Raw genomic sequence first — 16,179 nt, forward strand, 5'->3', positions numbered from 1 at the left:
CGCACCAGTCTGCCCTCCGAATACGCTCTTCCGTAGCAGGGTTCACCGCATTGAGCGACAGATATATGCATATCTTGAGGAATCGGCGGAAGCGACGGGACGATGGGTGGCACTCTGGCGTCCAGCACAGATCCGGGACGGCTTCGCCCCGGTGGGAAAGGGACCGTCGCCATGGCAGATCACCAGGAAGCATCCGTCACTCTGCCGAGCGATCCCGCCTCGGTCGCGGCCGCCCGCCGCTACGTCGCGGAGGTACTGAGCGAGTGGGGACTGTCCGAGGGGACCGAAGTCGCCGACAGCATCCGGCTCATCGTCTCGGAACTGGCCACCAACTCCGTGCAGCACACCTTCGGCCAGTCGCCGACCTTCACCGTGGACATCCGCCTGGAGCGCGAGGAGTGGCTCCGCATCGGGGTCACCGACAGCCACCCGCGCTGGCCCAAGCGGCTCCCGGCCGCCGTCCAACAGGACAACGGCCGGGGGATGGTCATCATCCGCTGGCTCGCCGCGGAGGCGGGCGGCCGGCTCTCGGTCAACCCGACCGAGGACGGCGGCAAGACCGTGTGGATCGCCCTGCCCTGGACGGCTGCCGGCGCTCCGGCGAGGACGCGCACCGGCTGTTGAGGCCGGTCGGGCTCCGGTGCCCTCAGGCTCCGGTGCCCTCGGGCTCCGGCGCTCTCAGGCCTCGGCGCGCTCCGACACGCTGCGCTCGATGCACAGTTCGTTGCCCTCGGGGTCGGTCAGCGTGACCCAGCCCATGCCGCCCTCCCGGCGGTGGTCGGCCTGCAGCTTCGCGCCGAGGCCTATGAGCCGCTCGACGTTCTCGTCGCGGGTCCCGGTCACGGGCTGGATGTCCAAGTGGACCCGGTTCTTGGCGGACTTCCCCTCGGGCACCCGGACGAAGAGGACCCCGGGCACGCCCGGCTGACCCGGATCCAGCAGGATCTCGTCGTCATCCGGCTGGTCGTCGGGGTGGATGGGGAAACCGGTCACGGCGGACCAGAACTGTGCGAGCTTGTACGGCTCCTGCGCGTCGAAGGTGATGTGGCGGACGGGGTTGACGAACATGCTGCTCCTCGTGGGCGGCTCCGTATACGGAACCGGGCTGTGCGATGCCCGGAGTTGAACCGGGTACCTGCTCGAAACGTGGATTAACTCAGCGGAAAAACGCGGCCCCTAGCGTGGCGGCCACGTTCCTTCCGTCAATGGTCACCCATGCGCCGGCAAAGCGGTGGTGGGCGGGACGGAAAGCCTTTCCCTGTGTTGGGCAAGACACGCTTGGCTCGGATATGCGCAGGTCAACAAAGTGTTGACGGCCCATAGGGTCGGCTCGGCGCGATGTTGATCATGTCCCGGAAGCTTGGTGATTGCTGTGCAGCTGACCCCCCACGAGCAGGAGAGACTGCTCATCCACGTGGCCGCCGACGTGGCCGAGAAACGCAAGGCGCGGGGCGTGCTCCTCAACCATCCCGAGGTGATAGCCCTGATCACCGCACACATTCTCGAAGGGGCCCGCGACGGGCGGACGGTGGCCGAGCTGATGGCCTCCGGGCGGACCGTGCTCTCCCGGGAGGAGGTCATGGAGGGGATACCCGAGATGATCCACGACGTCCAGGTCGAGGCGACCTTCCCGGACGGCACCAAGCTCGTCACCGTCCACGACCCCATCGTCTGAGAGCGAGTACCCGCATGATCCCCGGCGAAATCGCCTACGGGGACGGCCCGGTGCGCCTCAACGAAGGCCGGCCCGTCACCCGACTCACCGTGCTCAACGCCGCCGACCGGCCCGTCCAGGTCGGCTCGCACTACCACTTCGCCGAGGCCAACCCCGGCCTCGAGTTCGACCGCACGGCTGCCCGTGGACTGCGCCTCGACATCGCCGCCGGCACCGCGGTCCGCTTCGAGCCGGGCATCCCGGTCGCCGTGGCCCTCGTGCCGCTGGCCGGGCTGCGCACCGTGCCCGGGCTGCGCGGGGAGACCGGAGGGCCGCTCGATGGCTGAGATATCGCGCCAGGTCTACGCCGACCTCTTCGGGCCCACCACGGGCGACCGCATCCGCCTCGCCGACACCGACCTCTTCGTCGAGATCGAGCAGGACCTCGGCGGCGGCCCCGGCCGGGCCGGCGACGAGGCCGTCTTCGGCGGCGGCAAGGTCATCCGCGAATCCATGGGCCAGGCTCGCACCACCCGCGCCGAAGGGGCCGCCGACACCGTCATCACCGGAGTGGTGATCCTCGACCACTGGGGCATCGTCAAGGCCGACGTGGGCATCCGCGACGGCCGGATCTGCGGCATCGGCAAGGCGGGCAACCCCGACACCATGGACGGCGTCGACCGCGCGCTGGTGATCGGCCCCGAGACCGAGATCATCGCCGGCAACGGGAAGATCCTCACCGCCGGCGCCGTCGACGCCCACGTGCACTTCATCTCGCCGACCGTGATCGAAGAGGCCCTCGCCTCCGGCATCACCACCCTCGTCGGCGGCGGCACCGGCCCGGCGGAGGGCACCAAGGCCACCACCGTCACCCCCGGACCCTGGCACCTGGCCCGGATGTTCGCCGCGCTCGAGGCCCACCCCGTCAACATCGGCCTGCTCGGCAAGGGCAACACCATGTCCCGCGAGGGCATGTACTCCCAGCTGCGCGGCGGAGCCCTCGGCTTCAAGCTCCACGAGGACTGGGGATCCACCCCCGCCGTCATCGACGCCTGCCTCACCGTCTGCGAGGAGACCGGCGCCCAGGCCGCCATCCACACCGACACCCTCAACGAGGCCGGGTTCGTCGCCGACACCCTCGCCGCCATCGGCGGACGGACCATCCACTCGTACCACACCGAAGGCGCCGGCGGCGGGCACGCCCCCGACATCATCACCGTGGTCTCCGAGCCGAACATCCTGCCCAGTTCCACGAATCCGACCCGGCCGCACACCGTCAACACCGTCGAGGAACACCTCGACATGCTGATGGTCTGCCACCACCTCAACCCCGCCGTCCCCGAGGACCTGGCCTTCGCCGAGTCCCGGATCCGGCCCTCCACCATCGCCGCCGAGGACGTCCTGCACGACCTCGGAGCCATCTCGATCATCTCCTCCGACTCCCAGGCCATGGGCCGCGTCGGCGAGGTGATCCTGCGCACCTGGCAGACCGCCCACGTGATGAAGAAGCGGCGCGGCTCCCTTCCCGGCGACGGCCCCGCCGACAACCACCGGGCCCGGCGCTACGTCGCCAAGTACACGATCAACCCTGCCGTCGCCCAGGGCCTGGCCCGCGAGATCGGCTCCGTCGAGACCGGCAAACTCGCCGACCTGGTGCTGTGGAAGCCCGCCTTCTTCGGGGTCAAGCCCGAACTGGTCATCAAGGGGGGCCAGATCGCCTACGCGCAGATGGGCGATGCCAACGCCTCCATCCCGACCCCGCAGCCGGTCCTGCCGCGCCCGATGTTCGGCGCGTACGGGCGGGCCCCCGGGCTCAACTCGGTGAACTTCACCGCCCAGGCGGCCCTCGACGACGGACTGCCCGAACGGCTCGGGCTCGGCAAGGAGTTCGTCGCCATCGAAAGCACCCGCAAGGTGACCAAGGCGGACATGCGCAACAACGACGCCATGCCGAGGGTGGAAGTCGACGCCGACACCTTCACCGTCACCATCGACGGCGAGGTGGTGGAACCGGCTCCGGCGGCGGAACTCCCCATGGCCCAACGCTATTTCCTCTTCTGAGAGCGGGGCCTTCCGATGAGCCTCGCCACTCTGCTCGTCCTCGCGGACGGCCGCTTCCCCGCCGGAGGGCACGCCCACTCCGGCGGGGCCGAGGCCGCCTGCAAGGCGGGCCGGATCCACGACGCCGACACCCTGGCGGAGTTCTGCCGGGGCCGGCTGCACACCGCCGGGCTCGTCGCGGCCGGCCTCGCCGCGGCGGCCGCCCTCGGGATCGACCCGGCCGCCCTCGACGAAGCCGCCGACGCACGGACGCCCTCGCCCGCCCTGCGCGCTGCCGGGCGGCGGCTCGGACGCCAGCTGATGCGGGCCGCCCGCGCTACCTGGCCCGGCCCGGAACTGGTCGCGCTGGCCGCCGCATTCCCGCGCGGGGCGCACCAGCCCGTGGTGCTCGGCGTCACGGCCCGGTCGGCGGGGCTCGGGCCGCTCGACGCCGCGCACGTGGCGGCGTACGAGAGCGTGAGCGGGCCGGCCACCGCCACCGTACGGCTGCTCGGCCTGGACCCCTTCGAGGCGAGCCGGGTCCTGGCCGGGCTCGCCCCCGAACTGGACTCCGTGTCCCGGCAGGCGGAGCGGGCCGCGCTGCGGGCCCGCACCGACGGTACGCACACCCTGCCCGCGGCCTCCTCGCCGCTGCTGGACATCGCGGCGCAGGCCCATGCCGACTGGCCGGTACGGCTGTTCGCCTCCTGATCCGTTCAGCACCCCGCGCCGCCCCACCCCGCATCCCCCTGCTTCAGCTCAAGGAGCCCCCCATGCACCTCGACTCCTCCCTCGGCGGCGGGTCCTTCCCGCACCGCCACACCCACAGCGCCGAGCCGCTGCGGGCCGACGGGACCCGCCGGGCCCTGCGCATCGGCCTCGGCGGGCCGGTCGGCTCCGGCAAGACCGCCACCGTCGCCGCCCTCTGCCGGGCCCTGCGCGCGGAACTGTCCATGGCCGTGGTCACCAACGACATCTACACCCGCGAGGACGCGGAGTTCCTGCTCCGCGAAGCCGTCCTGCCGCCCGAGCGGATCAGCGCCGTGGAGACCGGCGCGTGCCCGCACACCGCCATCCGCGACGACATCTCCGCCAACCTGGAGGCCGTGGAGGAACTGGAGGAGGCCTTCCACGGGCTCGGACGGCTCGACCTGATCCTCGTCGAGTCCGGCGGGGACAACCTCACCGCCACCTTCTCCCGGGGCCTCGTCGACGCCCAGATCTTCGTCATCGACGTGGCCGGCGGCGACGACATCCCGCGCAAGGGCGGCCCCGGCGTCACCACCGCCGACCTGCTCGTCGTCAACAAGACCGACCTCGCCCCCCACGTGGGCTCGGACCTCGGCCGGATGGCCCGCGACGCCGCCGAGCAGCGCGGCGAACTGCCCGTCGCCTTCCAGTCCTTGCGCGGCGAGGAAGGAGTGGCGCCGGTGGCCGCCTGGGTGCGGGAGCGGATCGCCGCCTGGACCGCCCGGTGAGCCCCACCGCTGTCCCCGAGGCGCTCCCCGTACCGACCGGCGCGGCCCCCGCCCGCCCCCCGGCCCCCGCTCCGGCCGGGCTGCGCGCCACCGCCCGGATCGGCGCCGCCGCCGACGGGCGGGGCTCCACCGCCCTGCCGCTGCTGGCCGGGGAGGGGCCGCTCGCCCTGCGCCGCACCCGGGGCGGGCCCGGCGAGGCGGGCGTCATGCTGGTCGGCGCCATGAGCGCCCCCCTGGGCGGCGACCACCTCAGGATCGAGGCCACCGCCGGACTGGGCGCCCGGCTGGTGCTCCGCTCCGCGGCTGCCACCCTGGCGCTGCCCGGCCGGCACGGGGAACCCGCGCGGTACGACGTACGGCTCCGGCTCGAGGACGGGGCGGCGGTGCGCTGGCTCCCGGAGCCCCTCGTCTCGGTGCGCGGCAGCGACCTGCGGGTCCGCACCCGCGCCGAACTGGCCCCCACCGCCCGGCTCCTGCTGCGCGAGGAGCAGGTGCTCGGCCGCACCGGGGAGGCTCCGGGCCTGCTGCGCGCCCGGCTCACCGTGACCCGGGACGGGAAGCCGCTGCTGGACCAGGAGCTGGCCTGCGGGCCCGGCGCGCCCGGCGGCTGGGACGGTCCGGCGGGACTCGCGGGCCACCGGGCGCTGGGCCAGCTGCTGGTGGTGGATCCGGAGTTCGCCAAGGCCCCGCCGCAGGCCGGGATGCTGGGGGAGTTCGCGGCGCTCACCCCGCTGGCGGGACCCGCCGTCCTGGTCACGGCCCTGGCCCCGGACGCCCTGCGGCTCCGCGAACTGCTCGACTCCGCCTGCGCCGCCTACGGTTGGTGAACCCCGGCGGCCGAAGACCTCCAAACTCGGGACGAACCCGACACCGCTCAGCGGTACACGCATTTCCGGATATCGGGTTGGCAAAGAACCGCCCCGCGCTCTGTCGCCCGCTCCTGGTCAGGCGGAAGTATCCCCTGCACATGCCGACGCACATCCACACCGGCACGAACCACGCCGCCCAAGGCGGCAGATGACGCAGGGGGAACAACCACGTGATACGCAACGCGGCGCTGGGGAGCGCCGCCACTCTGATCACCGGCACGCTGGCGGCGAGCCTGCTGCTCGCCCCGTCCGCGTCGGCCACCCAGGCCTTCCCGTCCGGCCCGTCGGGCCGTGACAACGGGGTCGCCGAGGCCTTCGGCACCCAGATCGCCGCCGCCCGCGCGGCACGCGCCGGGATCGACTGGAAGGACTGCCCGCCCGACTGGGGCTTCGCGGCGCCCATCCAGTGCGGCTATGTGAAGGTCCCGCTCGACTACAGCAAGCCCTTCGGCAAGACGATCGAGCTCGCGGTCGACCGCGCCGTCAGCACCGGCACCAAGGAAGAGCGCCAGGGCGCGCTCATCTACAACCCGGGCGGCCCCGGCGGCTCCGGCATGCGCTTCCCCCGCCGCACCACCACCAACAGCCCGCTGTGGGTGAACACCGCCAAGGCGTACGACTTTGTGGGCTTCGACCCGCGCGGCGTCGGCCACTCCGCGCCGATCTCCTGCATCGACCCGCAGGAGTACGTCAAGGCCCCCAAGGCCGACCCGGTGCCGGACAGCAAGGCCGACAAGGACGCCCAGCGCAAGCTCGCCGAAGAGTACGCGGACGGCTGCAAGGAGCGCAGCGGCGAGATGCTGCCGTTCATGACCACGCCGAACGTCGCGCGTGACCTGGACGTCATCCGAGCCGCCCTCGGCGAGAAGAAGCTGAACTTCCTCGGCGTCTCCTACGGCACCTACATCGGCGGCGTGTACGCCACCCTGTTCCCGACGCACGTGCGCCGCATGATCGTCGACAGCGTGGTGGACCCGTCCCGTGACAACATCTGGTACGAGGCCAACCTCGGCCAGGACGTCGCCTTCCAGATGCGCTGGAACGACTGGGAGGACTGGGTCGCCAAGAACGACGCCTCCTTCCACCTCGGCACCACCCGCGCCGAGGTCGAGGCCAAGTGGCTGAAGCTGCGCGCCAAGGCCAAGGCCAACCCGCTCGGCGGGATCGTCGGCCCGGCGGAGCTCATCGGCTTCTTCCAGAGCGCCCCGTACTACGACTCCTCCTGGGTGCCCGTCGCCCAGACCTGGGCCGCGTACGAGGCCGGGGACGAGCAGGCGCTGATCGACGCCATCGCCCCCGACATGAGCGACATCCAGGGCAACGCCTCGGCGGAGAACGGCAACGCGGTCTACACCGCCGTGGAGTGCGCCGACGCCAAGTGGCCCACCAGCTGGTCCAAGTGGGACCGGGACAACACCAAGCTGCACGCCCAGTACCCCTTCATGACCTGGGCCAACGCGTGGATGAACCTGCCCTGCGCGACCTGGAAGTCCAAGCAGCACAACGCGATCGAGGTCGGGGTCGGCGCCCACCGCGGCCTGCCGCCGGTGCTGGTCGTCCAGTCCGAGCGGGACGCCGCCACGCCGTACAAGGGCGGGGTCTCCCTGCACAAGCGGCTCGCCGGCTCGCGTCTGATCACCGAGCAGAACGCCGGCTCGCACGGTGTCACCAACCTGGTGAACCCCTGCATCAACACCCGGGTCGACACCTACCTGCTCACCGGCAAGGTCGATGCCCAGAACGTGACGTGCGGTCCGCACGCCACTCCGGTGGCCCCGGCCCCCGTCTCCGCCAAGCTGGTCGCCCCGGCCCCGGCCGCCGACAAGCAGGCGATCGAGGAGCTCCCGGCCATCCGCTAGTCGGACCGTGCGGGCAGGGCCCCGCACGGCACAGCACCACACGGGAGAAGGCTCAGCGCGTCCTGCGCCGGGCCTTCTTCCGTGCTTCCTCCTCCTCCGCCTTGACCTCGGCGGCGTACCGGTCCACGTACTCCTGGCCGGACAGGGCGAGGACCTCGTACATGATCTCGTCGGTGATGGCCCGCAGCACGGCCCGCTCGCCCTCCATCCCCTCGTACCGGGAGAAGTCCAGCGGCCGGCCGAAGCGGATCGTGACCCGGCGGATCTTGGGGATCTTCTGCCCGGGCGGCTGGATCTCGAAGGTCCCGACCATCGCGCACGGGACGACGGGCACCGCGGCGCCCAGCGCCATCGCTGCGACACCGACCTTGCCCTTGTACAGCCGGCCGTCGTGCGAGCGGGTCCCCTCCGGGTAGATGCCGAGCAGCTCGCCCTTGGACAGCACCCCGAGCCCCTCGCGGAGCGCCGCCTGACCGGCGTCCTTGCCGGAGCGGTCCACCGGGATCTGGCCGGCGCTGCGGAAGAAGGCGGCCGTGAGCCGTCCCTTCACTCCGGGTCCGGTGAAGTACTCGGCCTTCGCGAGGAAGGTGATGCGCCGCTTGAGGATCGCGGGCATCAGGAAGTGGTCGGAGAAGGAGAGGTGGTTGCCCGCGATGATCGCGGCCCCGTCCTCCGGAATGTTCTCCAGTCCTTCGATGCGGGGCCGGAACAGGAGCCGCAGCAGCGGCCCCAGGATCACGTGCTTGAGCAAGTGGTAGAACACCAAGCGGCTCCCGTCGACGTCCCGTGGTCACGGACATCCTACGGACGGTCAGCGCGGGGACGGAGGGGGCGTGGCTCAGGTACCGCCCGAAGCAGCCATGCCCGCGGTGAGCAGCCCCAGCACGACCCAGCCGAACCACAGCCAGCCGTTGCTTCCGAGGGCCACGGAATACGTGGCGATCGCCACCAGAGAGGCGAAGGTCATCACTGCCATCGCCTTCACGGATCCGGTCATGCCCCATGGTGGCGCCTGAAGGTGGTCCCGCGCTACTGGCCACGCGCTTGGAGCGAGGCGAGATACGAGTTGTAGGCCGCCAGCTCCTGGTCGCCGTTGCGGTCCTCGGACCGGTCGGAGCGCTTCGCCGCCCGCTGTTCCGAGTGGTACCACTGGTAGACCAGCGCGATCAGCACCAGCACCGAGGGGACCTCGCTGAAGGCCCAGGCGATGCCGCCGCCCCACTGCTGGTCGAGCAGGGGGTCGATGCCCAGGGAGGCCGGCGGGTTCGCGTAGGTCTTGATCATCGGCTCACTGGCCATCATCAGCGCGATGCCGAAGAAGGCGTGGAAGGGCATTCCGGCGAACAGCTCCAGCATCCGCATCACGTAGCCGGGGCGGTGCGGGCCCGGGTCCACGCCCATGATCGGCCAGAAGAAGACGAGGCCGACGGCGAGGAAGTGCACCATCATCGCGATGTGACCGGTCTTCGACCCCATCAGGAAGTCGAAGAGCGGGGTGAAGTACAGGCCGTAGAGGCTGGCGATGAACATCGGGATGGTGAACACCGGGTGGGTGATCACCTTCATGTACCGGCTGTGCAGGAGCATCAGCAGCAGCTCGCGCGGCCCCTTGCGGCCGCGGGCCGCCGGCGCCAGCGCGCGCAGCGCCAGCGTCACGGGCGCGCCCAGCAGCAGCAGGATCGGGCTGAGCATGCTGATCACCATGTGCTGGACCATGTGCACGCTGAACATGACCATGCCGTAGTCGTTCAGCTTGGTGCACATCACCAGGGCCACGCTCAGCACGCCGATGACGAAGGCGACCGTCCGGCCGACCGGCCAGGCGTCCCCGCGTCGGCGCAGCCGCACCACGCCCCACCCGTACAGCGCGAGGCCGAGGAGCGAGCCGATCAGGAAGAAGGCGTCGAAGGAGAACTCCAGCCCGCGCCCGAGGGTGAAGGGCGGCAGGTCCATGTGCATGTCGTGCATGTCCATGGTGCCGTGCGCGAGGTAACTCAATCTCTTCACTCCCTTGACCCGTGGTGCCCCACCACAGTAATGCCGCCCCCGGACGGGAATCGTCCGGGGGCGGCCATTACGGGAGTGACGCGCGGAAAGGGGGAAAGATCACAGAACGTTCTGCGCCTCGGCGTACCGCTCGGAGGGGACCGTCTTCAGCGTCTGCACGGCCTCGTCGAGGGGGACCATGACGATGTCCGTGCCGCGCAGCGCCGTGAGCATCCCGAACTCGCCCCGGTGGGCCGCCTCCACCGCGTGCCAGCCGAAGCGGGTCGCCAGGACGCGGTCGTACGCCGTGGGCGTGCCGCCGCGCTGGACGTGGCCCAGGATGACCGGCCGGGCCTCCTTGCCGAGACGGTCCTCCAGCTCGACGGCGAGGCGGTTGCCGATGCCGGCGAACCGCTCGTGCCCGTACATGTCGGTGCCGCCGCTCTCCAGGGCCATCGAGCTGCCTTCGGCGGGCTTGGCGCCCTCGGCCACCACGACGATCGCGAAGCGCTTGCCCTGCTCGAAGCGTTCGCCGACGATCGTCGTCAGCTCCTCGATGTCGAAGGGGCGCTCCGGTACGACGATGGCGTGCGCGCCGGCCGCCATGCCCGAGTGCAGGGCGATCCAGCCGGTGTGGCGGCCCATGACCTCCACGACCATCACGCGCTGGTGGGACTCGGCGGTGGTCTTCAGGCGGTCCAGCGCCTCGGTGGCGACGCCGACGGCGGTGTCGAAGCCGAAGGTCACGTCGGTGGAGGCGATGTCGTTGTCGATCGTCTTCGGGACGCCGACGATGGGCAGACCGCCCTGCGAGAGCAGGTTCGCGGCCTTCAGGGTGCCCTCGCCGCCGATCGGGATGATGGCGTCCAGGCCGAGATCGGCGACGTGGCCGCGGGCCCGCTCCACGCCGTCGCGCAGATGGGCGGGCTGGACCCGGGAGGAGCCCAGAATCGTTCCGCCACGGGCCAGGATGCCGCTCACGGCGTCCAGGTCGAGCTTGCGGTAGTCGCACTCCAGCAGGCCGCGCCAGCCGTCGTGGAAACCGATGACCTCGTCCCCGTGGTCGACGACGGCGCGGTGCACGACGGAGCGGATGACGGCATTGAGCCCGGGGCAGTCGCCTCCGGAAGTGAGCACACCAATGCGCATGGCAGGGAGGACCTTTGCAACGTGGGCCGACGACCGGACCACGTCGTCCGGTTGGAACTACCCAGCACCCTACAAGCGGATCGAGGGTGGACTGAACCATCCTCCACATGCTGGTCAGATCAGTCGTACGAAAACACGTCGGCCCGGACACCCCGAGGGGAATCCGGGCCGAACGCCGGTTGCCGGTGGTGCCGCTGCGGCTACGCGGGCTGCGTGGCAGCCGCGATCCGCTCGGCGCGCAGCGCCTCGTACCAACGGTCGTCGATGGGCGGCAGCGCGTTCACGTCGAGGGCCAGCTTCAGCAGCAGGTCCGCGATCTGCGGGTTGCGCGCCAGCACGGGACCGTGCATATAGGTGCCGAACACCGTGTCGTTGTACGCGCCTTCGGTGCCGTCTCCGGTGCCGTTGCCGCGGCCCATCGTGACCCGCGCGAAGGGCTTGGCCGTCGGGCCGAGGTGCGTGACGCCCTGGTGGTTCTCGAAGCCGGTCAGCTGCGGCAACCCGAGCCGGGGGTCGATGTCGCCCAGCACGTCGCCGACGCACCGCTCGCCCTCGCCGCGCACGGTCACCACGTCCAGCAGGCCGAGGCCCTCCTGGCGCTGGCCGACGTCGTTGACGAACTCCTGCCCCAGGATCTGGTAACCGGCGCAGACGGAGAAGACGATCGCCCCGTTCGAGACGGCGCGCTCCAGACCGCCGTCGCGCAGCAGCCGCTCGGCGGCCAGCCGCTGCGGGCGGTCCTCACCGCCGCCGATCAGGTAGATGTCGCCCGAGGTCGGGATCGGCTGGTCGCTGCGCACGTCCACGCGCTGCACGTCCAGGCCGCGCCGGCGGGCCCGGCGCTCGACGACCAGGGCGTTGCCCTGGTCTCCGTACGTGCTGAGCAGGTCGGGGTAGACCCACACCAGACGCAGGCTGTTGTCGCTCATGCTCTTGTCCTTATGGGTACTAGTTGCCGACGCGGCGGCGCACGTCCTGGAAGGCGGTGTAGTTGGCGATCAGCTCGATCTGTCCGGGCGGCGCCAGCTGCACGGCCTCGTCGAGGGTCTCGCACACCCGGAAGTCCAGGCCGGCGACTTCGAGGCGGACCGCGAGGTCCAGCTTGCGGTCGCCGATCACGAAGATGGGGTGGCCGGCCAGGCGCGGGTAGTCCACGTCCCACAGCCACGAGGTGTCGGTACCGTCCGCGCCGCGCGCGTTGACCGACAGGATCACCGGGGTCGGCGGCGGGTCGATGAGGGAGAAGGTCTCCAGCCAGCCGGCCGGGTTCTTCGCGAGCAGCAGCCGCAGTTCGCGCCCCTGGAAGCTCACCACGTCGTAGCGTCCGGCGACGGCCTGCACCTGGTACATCCGCTCCAGCGCCACCTGCGGCGGAACGCCGAAGACGGCTGCCACGGCGGCCGAGGTGGCCGCGTTGGCCTTGTTGGCGCGGCCCGGGAGCTGGAGGCTGATCGGCCAGGCGCTGCCGTGCGGGTCGAGCACGTGGTCACCGGAGAGCACCCAGCTCGGGGTGGGACGCCGAAAACCGCACTCGCCGCAGAACCAGTCGTCGCCCGGACGTTGCATGACGCCACCGCAGGAGGGGCACGACCAGGCGTCGTCCTTCCACTCCTGGCCGGCCGCGACCCACACCACGTTCTGCGAGGAGGAGGCCGCCCACACGATGAGCGGGTCGTCCGCGTTCGCGACGACGACCGCCTTGGAACCCGAGAGGCCCTCGCGCCACTTCTCCGCGAGCATGCGGGTCTCGGCGGCGCGGTCCAGCTGGTCGCGGGAGAGGTTCAGCAGGGCGATCACCTTGGGGGTGACGTCCCGGGCCACTCCGGCCAGGTACTTCTCGTCCACCTCGATGACGCCGTAACGGGCGTCCGAGCCGCCCGCCAGGGCGGAGGTGATGCCCGCGGGCATGTTCGCGCCCAGCGCATTGGAGACGACCGGACCGCTGGCCCGCAGGGCCTCCGCGATGAGCCGGGTCGTCGTGGTCTTGCCGTTCGTCGCCGAGACGAGGACGACGTCGAGATGCTGCGCCAGCGCGCCGAGGAGATCGGGGTCGAGCTTGAGCGCGACCTTGCCTCCGATCACCGATCCGCTTCCGCGTCCCGCGGCCCGCGACACCGCCGCCGCGGCCTTGCCCGCCGTCACGGCCAGCTTGGCCCGCGGCGAAAGCGGCTCTGTGTTGCCTGCCATCGTCCCTTGTCCTCCTTGCGTCGGTCGCCCCCAGCCTATCCATGACCTGCCCGCGCCCCGACCGCGGCGCCCCCGGTCTGCGGAAGATCTCCTCATATAGTCGCCCGTCGTACCCTTACGGCCATGCGACAGCGCCCCCTCCCCGGTACCTCCGGCATCGTCCGCACCATGAGCCTCCTGGGCGACCCGGTGCTTCATTCCGCTTGCGCGGAGGTCGCCGAGTTCGGCCCGACCCTCGACCGGCTCATCGAGGACATGTTCGCCACGATGTACGCCGCCCAGGGCGTCGGCCTCGCCGCGAACCAGATCGGCGTCGGGCAGCGGGTGTTCGTGTACGACTGCCCCGACGACGAGGACGTCCGCCACGTCGGGCACATCGTCAACCCGCGCCTGGTGTCCGCCGACGGGGACGAGTTCCTGGGACCCGAGGGGTGTCTGTCCCTGCCGGGGCTGGAGGCGGGGACGCTCCGCTACGACAGCGCGGTGGTGGAGGGCGTCACGTCGGACGGCGCGGCCGTGCGGATCTCCGGGACCGGGTTCTTTGCGCGGTGCCTGCAGCACGAGTGCGATCACCTTGCGGGGGCGGTGTACGCGGACCGCGTGACGGGGCTGCGGGCGCGGCGCCTGCGGCGGGCCATCCGGAAGACGGACTGGGGTCTCGCGGGGCTCCGGGCGCTGGGGGAGTGAGCCCGGCGGGGCGGGGCCCCCGGGGCTCCGCCCCGGACCCCCGCGCCTCAAACGCCGGGGGGCTGGATTGGCCCCGGCTCCGCCGAGTGCCGGGCTCTGCCCGGACCCGCGCCTCAAATGCAGCCGAGGCCGATGTGGCCCGGCGGATCCGCATGGGTGCAGCGGGGTTTAGAACCCCGGGCCGTCCGCTCGGTTGCCGGCTGTGGCCAGGCGGCCCCAGAGGAGGTCGGTGAGGGCGCTGACGAGTTCCGTGCGTGCGCAGGGGCGTTCGCCGAGCCACCAGTCGCCCGCCGCGTGCATCATGCCGACGATGCCGTGGCCCCAGACCCGGGCCAGGCGTTCGCCGCCGGGGCCGAGGTCCACGCGTTCGCCGATCACCTGGGCCAGTTCCTCCCCGAGGCGGCGCAGCAGCGGGGCCGAGTGCAGGCCGACGTCGAAGCCGCGCTCCGGGGTCTGGGAATCCTCGGCCGGGTGCATGAGGAAGCGGTAGACCTGGGGGCGTGCCTCGATCGCGGCGAGATAGGTGTCGAGGGTGGCCTCCACCCGGCTGCGCCGTTCGGCGGGGGCGTCGAGGGCCGCGCGCAGCGAGTCGAGCAGGGCGTCCGTGTGCCGGACGGCCAGGGCCTGGTAGAGGCCGGCCTTGTCGCCGAAGTGGCGGTAGAGGATGGGCTTGGTGATCCCCGCCTCCGCCGCGATGGCGTTCATGGACGCCTTGGGGCCGTCCCTGAGGACGACCCGGTCGGCGGCCTCCAGCAGCTCCCGCCGCCGGCGCTCGCCCGCTCCCGGCTCGCCGGACTGCCGTGTGGTCTCCATGCCGTGTCACTCCCCGCCCTTGCGATGTCCTGAGGCCCACGCAACGTAACACCCCGCACACCCTGGTGATCTCATCGGCGGTCCGTCATCGCTGCTGCTTGACAGTGCTTACCGGCCGGTAACAGACTGGAGTCGACGTAGGGGTTACCGTTGGTAACCACTTGTGGGGCAGGGCGAGACGAAAGCTGGAGGGGACATGGCGGAGTTCACCATGGAGCTGAACGACGACCAGAAGCAGGTGCGGGACTGGATCCACGGCTTCGCCGCCGACGTGATCCGCCCCGCGGCCGCGGAATGGGACGAGCGCGAAGAGACTCCGTGGCCCGTCATCCAGGAGGCCGCCAAGGTCGGCATCTACTCCCTCGACTTCTACGCCCAGCAGTTCTTCGACCCCACGGGCCTCGGCATCCCGATGGCGATGGAGGAGCTCTTCTGGGGCGACGCGGGCATCGCGCTGTCGATCGTCGGCACCGGACTCGCCGCCATCGGCGTCGTCGCCAACGGCACCGAGGAGCAGATCGGCACCTGGATCCCGCAGATGTACGGCACCCCCGACGACGTGAAGGTCGCCGCCTTCTGCTCCTCCGAGCCCGACGCCGGCTCCGACGTGGGCGCGATGCGCACCCGCGCCGTATACGACCAGGCCGCCGACGAGTGGGTGCTCAACGGCACCAAGACCTGGGCGACCAACGGCGGCATCGCCAACGTCCACATCGTGGTGGCGGTCGTCGACCCGGAGCTGGGGACCAAGGGGCACGCCTCCTTCATCGTGCCGCCGAACACCCCGGGCCTCTCTCAGGGGCAGAAGTTCAAGAAGCACGGCATCCGCGCCTCGCACACCGCCGAGGTGGTGCTGGAGGACGTACGGATCCCCGGTTCCTGCCTGCTCGGCGGCAAGGAGAAGCTGGACGAGCGGCTCGCGCGGGCGCACGAGCGGGCCAAGGCGGGTGGCGGGGAGCGCGTGAAGAACGCGGCCATGGCCACCTTCGAGGCCTCCCGCCCCGCCGTCGGCGCCATGGCGGTCGGGACGGCGCGCGCCGCGTACGAGGTGGCGCTGGACTACGCGAAGACCCGTACGCAGTTCGGCCGGCCCATCATCGACAACCAGGGCGTCGCCTTCCAGCTCGCGGACATGCGGACCTCCATCGACGCGGCCCGGCTGCTGGTGTGGCGGGCCTCCTGGATGGCGGTCGCGGGCAAGCCCTTCACCTCGGCCGAGGGTTCGATGTCCAAGCTGTTCGCGAGCGAGACGGCCAAGAAGGTCACCGCCCAGGCGGTCCAGATCCTCGGCGGCAACGGCTTCACCCGCGAGTACCCGGTGGAGCGCATGCACCGCGACAGCGCGATCTACACGATCTTCGAGGGAACGAGCGAGATCCAGCGGCTGGTGATCGCCCGCACGCTCTCGGGCATGCCGATCCGCTAGCGCGCGGCTCGGACGGCGAAGGGGCCCGGGG

Annotated in this window: 18 protein-coding genes; 10 read left to right on the top strand and 8 right to left on the bottom strand. The window is 71.3% G+C overall.

Annotated features, from left to right (window positions below; genetic code table 11):
- Window positions 1–171: 171 nt before the first annotated feature.
- A complete protein-coding gene (locus tag ACFVX6_RS18205; RefSeq protein WP_389692569.1) occupies window positions 172–624 on the top strand; it encodes an ATP-binding protein in 453 nt (150 codons plus the stop codon).
- A gap of 54 nt (window positions 625–678) precedes the next feature.
- Here ACFVX6_RS18205 and ACFVX6_RS18210 read toward each other — a convergent pair whose 3' ends face one another.
- Window positions 679–1,068 (bottom strand): VOC family protein, encoded by a 390-nt coding sequence (locus tag ACFVX6_RS18210; protein ID WP_389692571.1) that lies wholly within the window; start codon window positions 1,066–1,068, stop codon window positions 679–681.
- Between the two features lie 304 nt (window positions 1,069–1,372).
- Between ACFVX6_RS18210 and ACFVX6_RS18215 the strand changes: the two genes are divergently transcribed.
- From ACFVX6_RS18215 to ACFVX6_RS18245, 7 genes are all read left to right on the top strand, one after another.
- Window positions 1,373–1,675: an urease subunit gamma gene (locus ACFVX6_RS18215; protein WP_389692573.1), complete on the top strand. Its 303-nt coding sequence runs from the start codon at window positions 1,373–1,375 to the stop codon at window positions 1,673–1,675.
- Window positions 1,676–1,689: 14 nt separating this feature from the next.
- Window positions 1,690–2,001 (top strand): urease subunit beta, encoded by a 312-nt coding sequence (locus ACFVX6_RS18220; protein ID WP_389692575.1) that lies wholly within the window; start codon window positions 1,690–1,692, stop codon window positions 1,999–2,001.
- Window positions 1,994–3,715 (top strand): urease subunit alpha, encoded by a 1,722-nt coding sequence (locus ACFVX6_RS18225; protein ID WP_389692577.1) that lies wholly within the window; start codon window positions 1,994–1,996, stop codon window positions 3,713–3,715. The genes ACFVX6_RS18220 and ACFVX6_RS18225 overlap by 8 nt, the downstream gene beginning before the upstream one ends.
- A 15-nt stretch (window positions 3,716–3,730) precedes the next feature.
- Window positions 3,731–4,405 carry an urease accessory protein UreF gene (locus tag ACFVX6_RS18230; RefSeq protein ID WP_389692579.1) on the top strand — a complete coding sequence of 225 codons (675 nt, stop codon included), beginning with the start codon at window positions 3,731–3,733 and terminating at the stop codon, window positions 4,403–4,405.
- 62 nt (window positions 4,406–4,467) lie between these two features.
- A complete protein-coding gene (gene ureG / locus ACFVX6_RS18235; protein WP_389692581.1) occupies window positions 4,468–5,172 on the top strand; it encodes an urease accessory protein UreG in 705 nt (234 codons plus the stop codon).
- An 80-nt stretch (window positions 5,173–5,252) separates the two neighbouring features.
- Window positions 5,253–5,999 carry an urease accessory protein UreD gene (locus ACFVX6_RS18240; RefSeq protein WP_389692612.1) on the top strand — a complete coding sequence of 249 codons (747 nt, stop codon included), beginning with the start codon at window positions 5,253–5,255 and terminating at the stop codon, window positions 5,997–5,999.
- A gap of 212 nt (window positions 6,000–6,211) precedes the next feature.
- The gene (locus tag ACFVX6_RS18245; protein ID WP_389692583.1) at window positions 6,212–7,900 is read left to right on the top strand and encodes an alpha/beta hydrolase; all 1,689 of its coding nucleotides are present in this window, start codon (window positions 6,212–6,214) and stop codon (window positions 7,898–7,900) included.
- Between the two features lie 52 nt (window positions 7,901–7,952).
- Here the strand turns inward: ACFVX6_RS18245 and ACFVX6_RS18250 are convergent, their stop codons facing one another.
- The 6 genes from ACFVX6_RS18250 to ACFVX6_RS18275 all read right to left on the bottom strand — a co-directional run bounded on the left by ACFVX6_RS18250 (window position 7,953) and on the right by ACFVX6_RS18275 (window position 13,222).
- Window positions 7,953–8,663, bottom strand: a complete 711-nt coding sequence (locus ACFVX6_RS18250) for a 1-acyl-sn-glycerol-3-phosphate acyltransferase (protein WP_274547645.1) — start codon at window positions 8,661–8,663, stop codon at window positions 7,953–7,955.
- A gap of 75 nt (window positions 8,664–8,738) precedes the next feature.
- On the bottom strand, window positions 8,739–8,897 hold the full coding sequence (locus ACFVX6_RS18255; protein WP_250740168.1) for a hypothetical protein: 159 nt from the start codon (window positions 8,895–8,897) through the stop codon (window positions 8,739–8,741).
- A 32-nt stretch (window positions 8,898–8,929) separates the two neighbouring features.
- Window positions 8,930–9,874, bottom strand: coding sequence for a cytochrome c oxidase assembly protein (locus ACFVX6_RS18260; RefSeq protein ID WP_389692614.1), 945 nt, complete (start codon window positions 9,872–9,874; stop codon window positions 8,930–8,932).
- Window positions 9,875–10,006: 132 nt separating this feature from the next.
- A complete protein-coding gene (locus ACFVX6_RS18265) occupies window positions 10,007–11,035 on the bottom strand; it encodes a 6-phosphofructokinase (protein ID WP_389692585.1) in 1,029 nt (342 codons plus the stop codon).
- A 200-nt stretch (window positions 11,036–11,235) separates the two neighbouring features.
- Entirely contained in the window at window positions 11,236–11,964 is a 729-nt protein-coding gene (locus ACFVX6_RS18270) for a type 1 glutamine amidotransferase (protein WP_250740166.1), read from the bottom strand.
- 19 nt (window positions 11,965–11,983) lie between these two features.
- On the bottom strand, window positions 11,984–13,222 hold the full coding sequence (locus ACFVX6_RS18275; RefSeq protein WP_266876101.1) for a MurT ligase domain-containing protein: 1,239 nt from the start codon (window positions 13,220–13,222) through the stop codon (window positions 11,984–11,986).
- 123 nt (window positions 13,223–13,345) lie between these two features.
- Here ACFVX6_RS18275 and def point away from each other — a divergent pair, with 123 nt between their 5' ends.
- Complete coding sequence (gene def / locus ACFVX6_RS18280) at window positions 13,346–13,909, top strand: peptide deformylase (protein ID WP_389692588.1); 564 nt, start codon at window positions 13,346–13,348, stop codon at window positions 13,907–13,909.
- Between the two features lie 168 nt (window positions 13,910–14,077).
- On the opposite strand, the gene ACFVX6_RS18285 is transcribed toward def, so the two are convergent.
- Entirely contained in the window at window positions 14,078–14,722 is a 645-nt protein-coding gene (locus tag ACFVX6_RS18285) for a TetR family transcriptional regulator (protein WP_389692590.1), read from the bottom strand.
- 196 nt (window positions 14,723–14,918) lie between these two features.
- Between ACFVX6_RS18285 and ACFVX6_RS18290 the strand changes: the two genes are divergently transcribed.
- On the top strand, window positions 14,919–16,148 hold the full coding sequence (locus ACFVX6_RS18290) for an acyl-CoA dehydrogenase family protein (RefSeq protein WP_389692592.1): 1,230 nt from the start codon (window positions 14,919–14,921) through the stop codon (window positions 16,146–16,148).
- Window positions 16,149–16,179: the final 31 nt, after the last annotated feature.

Source organism: Streptomyces sp. NPDC058289 (genome assembly GCF_042880975.1).
Taxonomy (GTDB): Bacteria; Actinomycetota; Actinomycetes; order Streptomycetales; family Streptomycetaceae; genus Streptomyces; species Streptomyces stoeckheimensis.

Bases quoted from the DNA above. Each gene is read 5' to 3' on its own strand.
- ACFVX6_RS18285 (WP_389692590.1), bottom strand. From the start codon at position 14,722: ATGGAGACCACACGGCAGTCCGGCGAGCCGGGAGCGGGCGAGCGCCGG.
- ACFVX6_RS18290 (WP_389692592.1), top strand. From the start codon at position 14,919: ATGGCGGAGTTCACCATGGAGCTGAACGACGACCAGAAGCAGGTGCGG.
- ACFVX6_RS18225 (WP_389692577.1), top strand. From the start codon at position 1,994: ATGGCTGAGATATCGCGCCAGGTCTACGCCGACCTCTTCGGGCCCACC.
- ACFVX6_RS18270 (WP_250740166.1), bottom strand. From the start codon at position 11,964: ATGAGCGACAACAGCCTGCGTCTGGTGTGGGTCTACCCCGACCTGCTC.
- ACFVX6_RS18205 (WP_389692569.1), top strand. From the start codon at position 172: ATGGCAGATCACCAGGAAGCATCCGTCACTCTGCCGAGCGATCCCGCC.
- ACFVX6_RS18210 (WP_389692571.1), bottom strand. From the start codon at position 1,068: ATGTTCGTCAACCCCGTCCGCCACATCACCTTCGACGCGCAGGAGCCG.
- ureG (WP_389692581.1), top strand. From the start codon at position 4,468: ATGCACCTCGACTCCTCCCTCGGCGGCGGGTCCTTCCCGCACCGCCAC.
- ACFVX6_RS18265 (WP_389692585.1), bottom strand. From the start codon at position 11,035: ATGCGCATTGGTGTGCTCACTTCCGGAGGCGACTGCCCCGGGCTCAAT.
- def (WP_389692588.1), top strand. From the start codon at position 13,346: ATGCGACAGCGCCCCCTCCCCGGTACCTCCGGCATCGTCCGCACCATG.
- ACFVX6_RS18230 (WP_389692579.1), top strand. From the start codon at position 3,731: ATGAGCCTCGCCACTCTGCTCGTCCTCGCGGACGGCCGCTTCCCCGCC.
- ACFVX6_RS18260 (WP_389692614.1), bottom strand. From the start codon at position 9,874: ATGGACATGCACGACATGCACATGGACCTGCCGCCCTTCACCCTCGGG.
- ACFVX6_RS18275 (WP_266876101.1), bottom strand. From the start codon at position 13,222: ATGGCAGGCAACACAGAGCCGCTTTCGCCGCGGGCCAAGCTGGCCGTG.
- ACFVX6_RS18220 (WP_389692575.1), top strand. From the start codon at position 1,690: ATGATCCCCGGCGAAATCGCCTACGGGGACGGCCCGGTGCGCCTCAAC.
- ACFVX6_RS18255 (WP_250740168.1), bottom strand. From the start codon at position 8,897: ATGACCGGATCCGTGAAGGCGATGGCAGTGATGACCTTCGCCTCTCTG.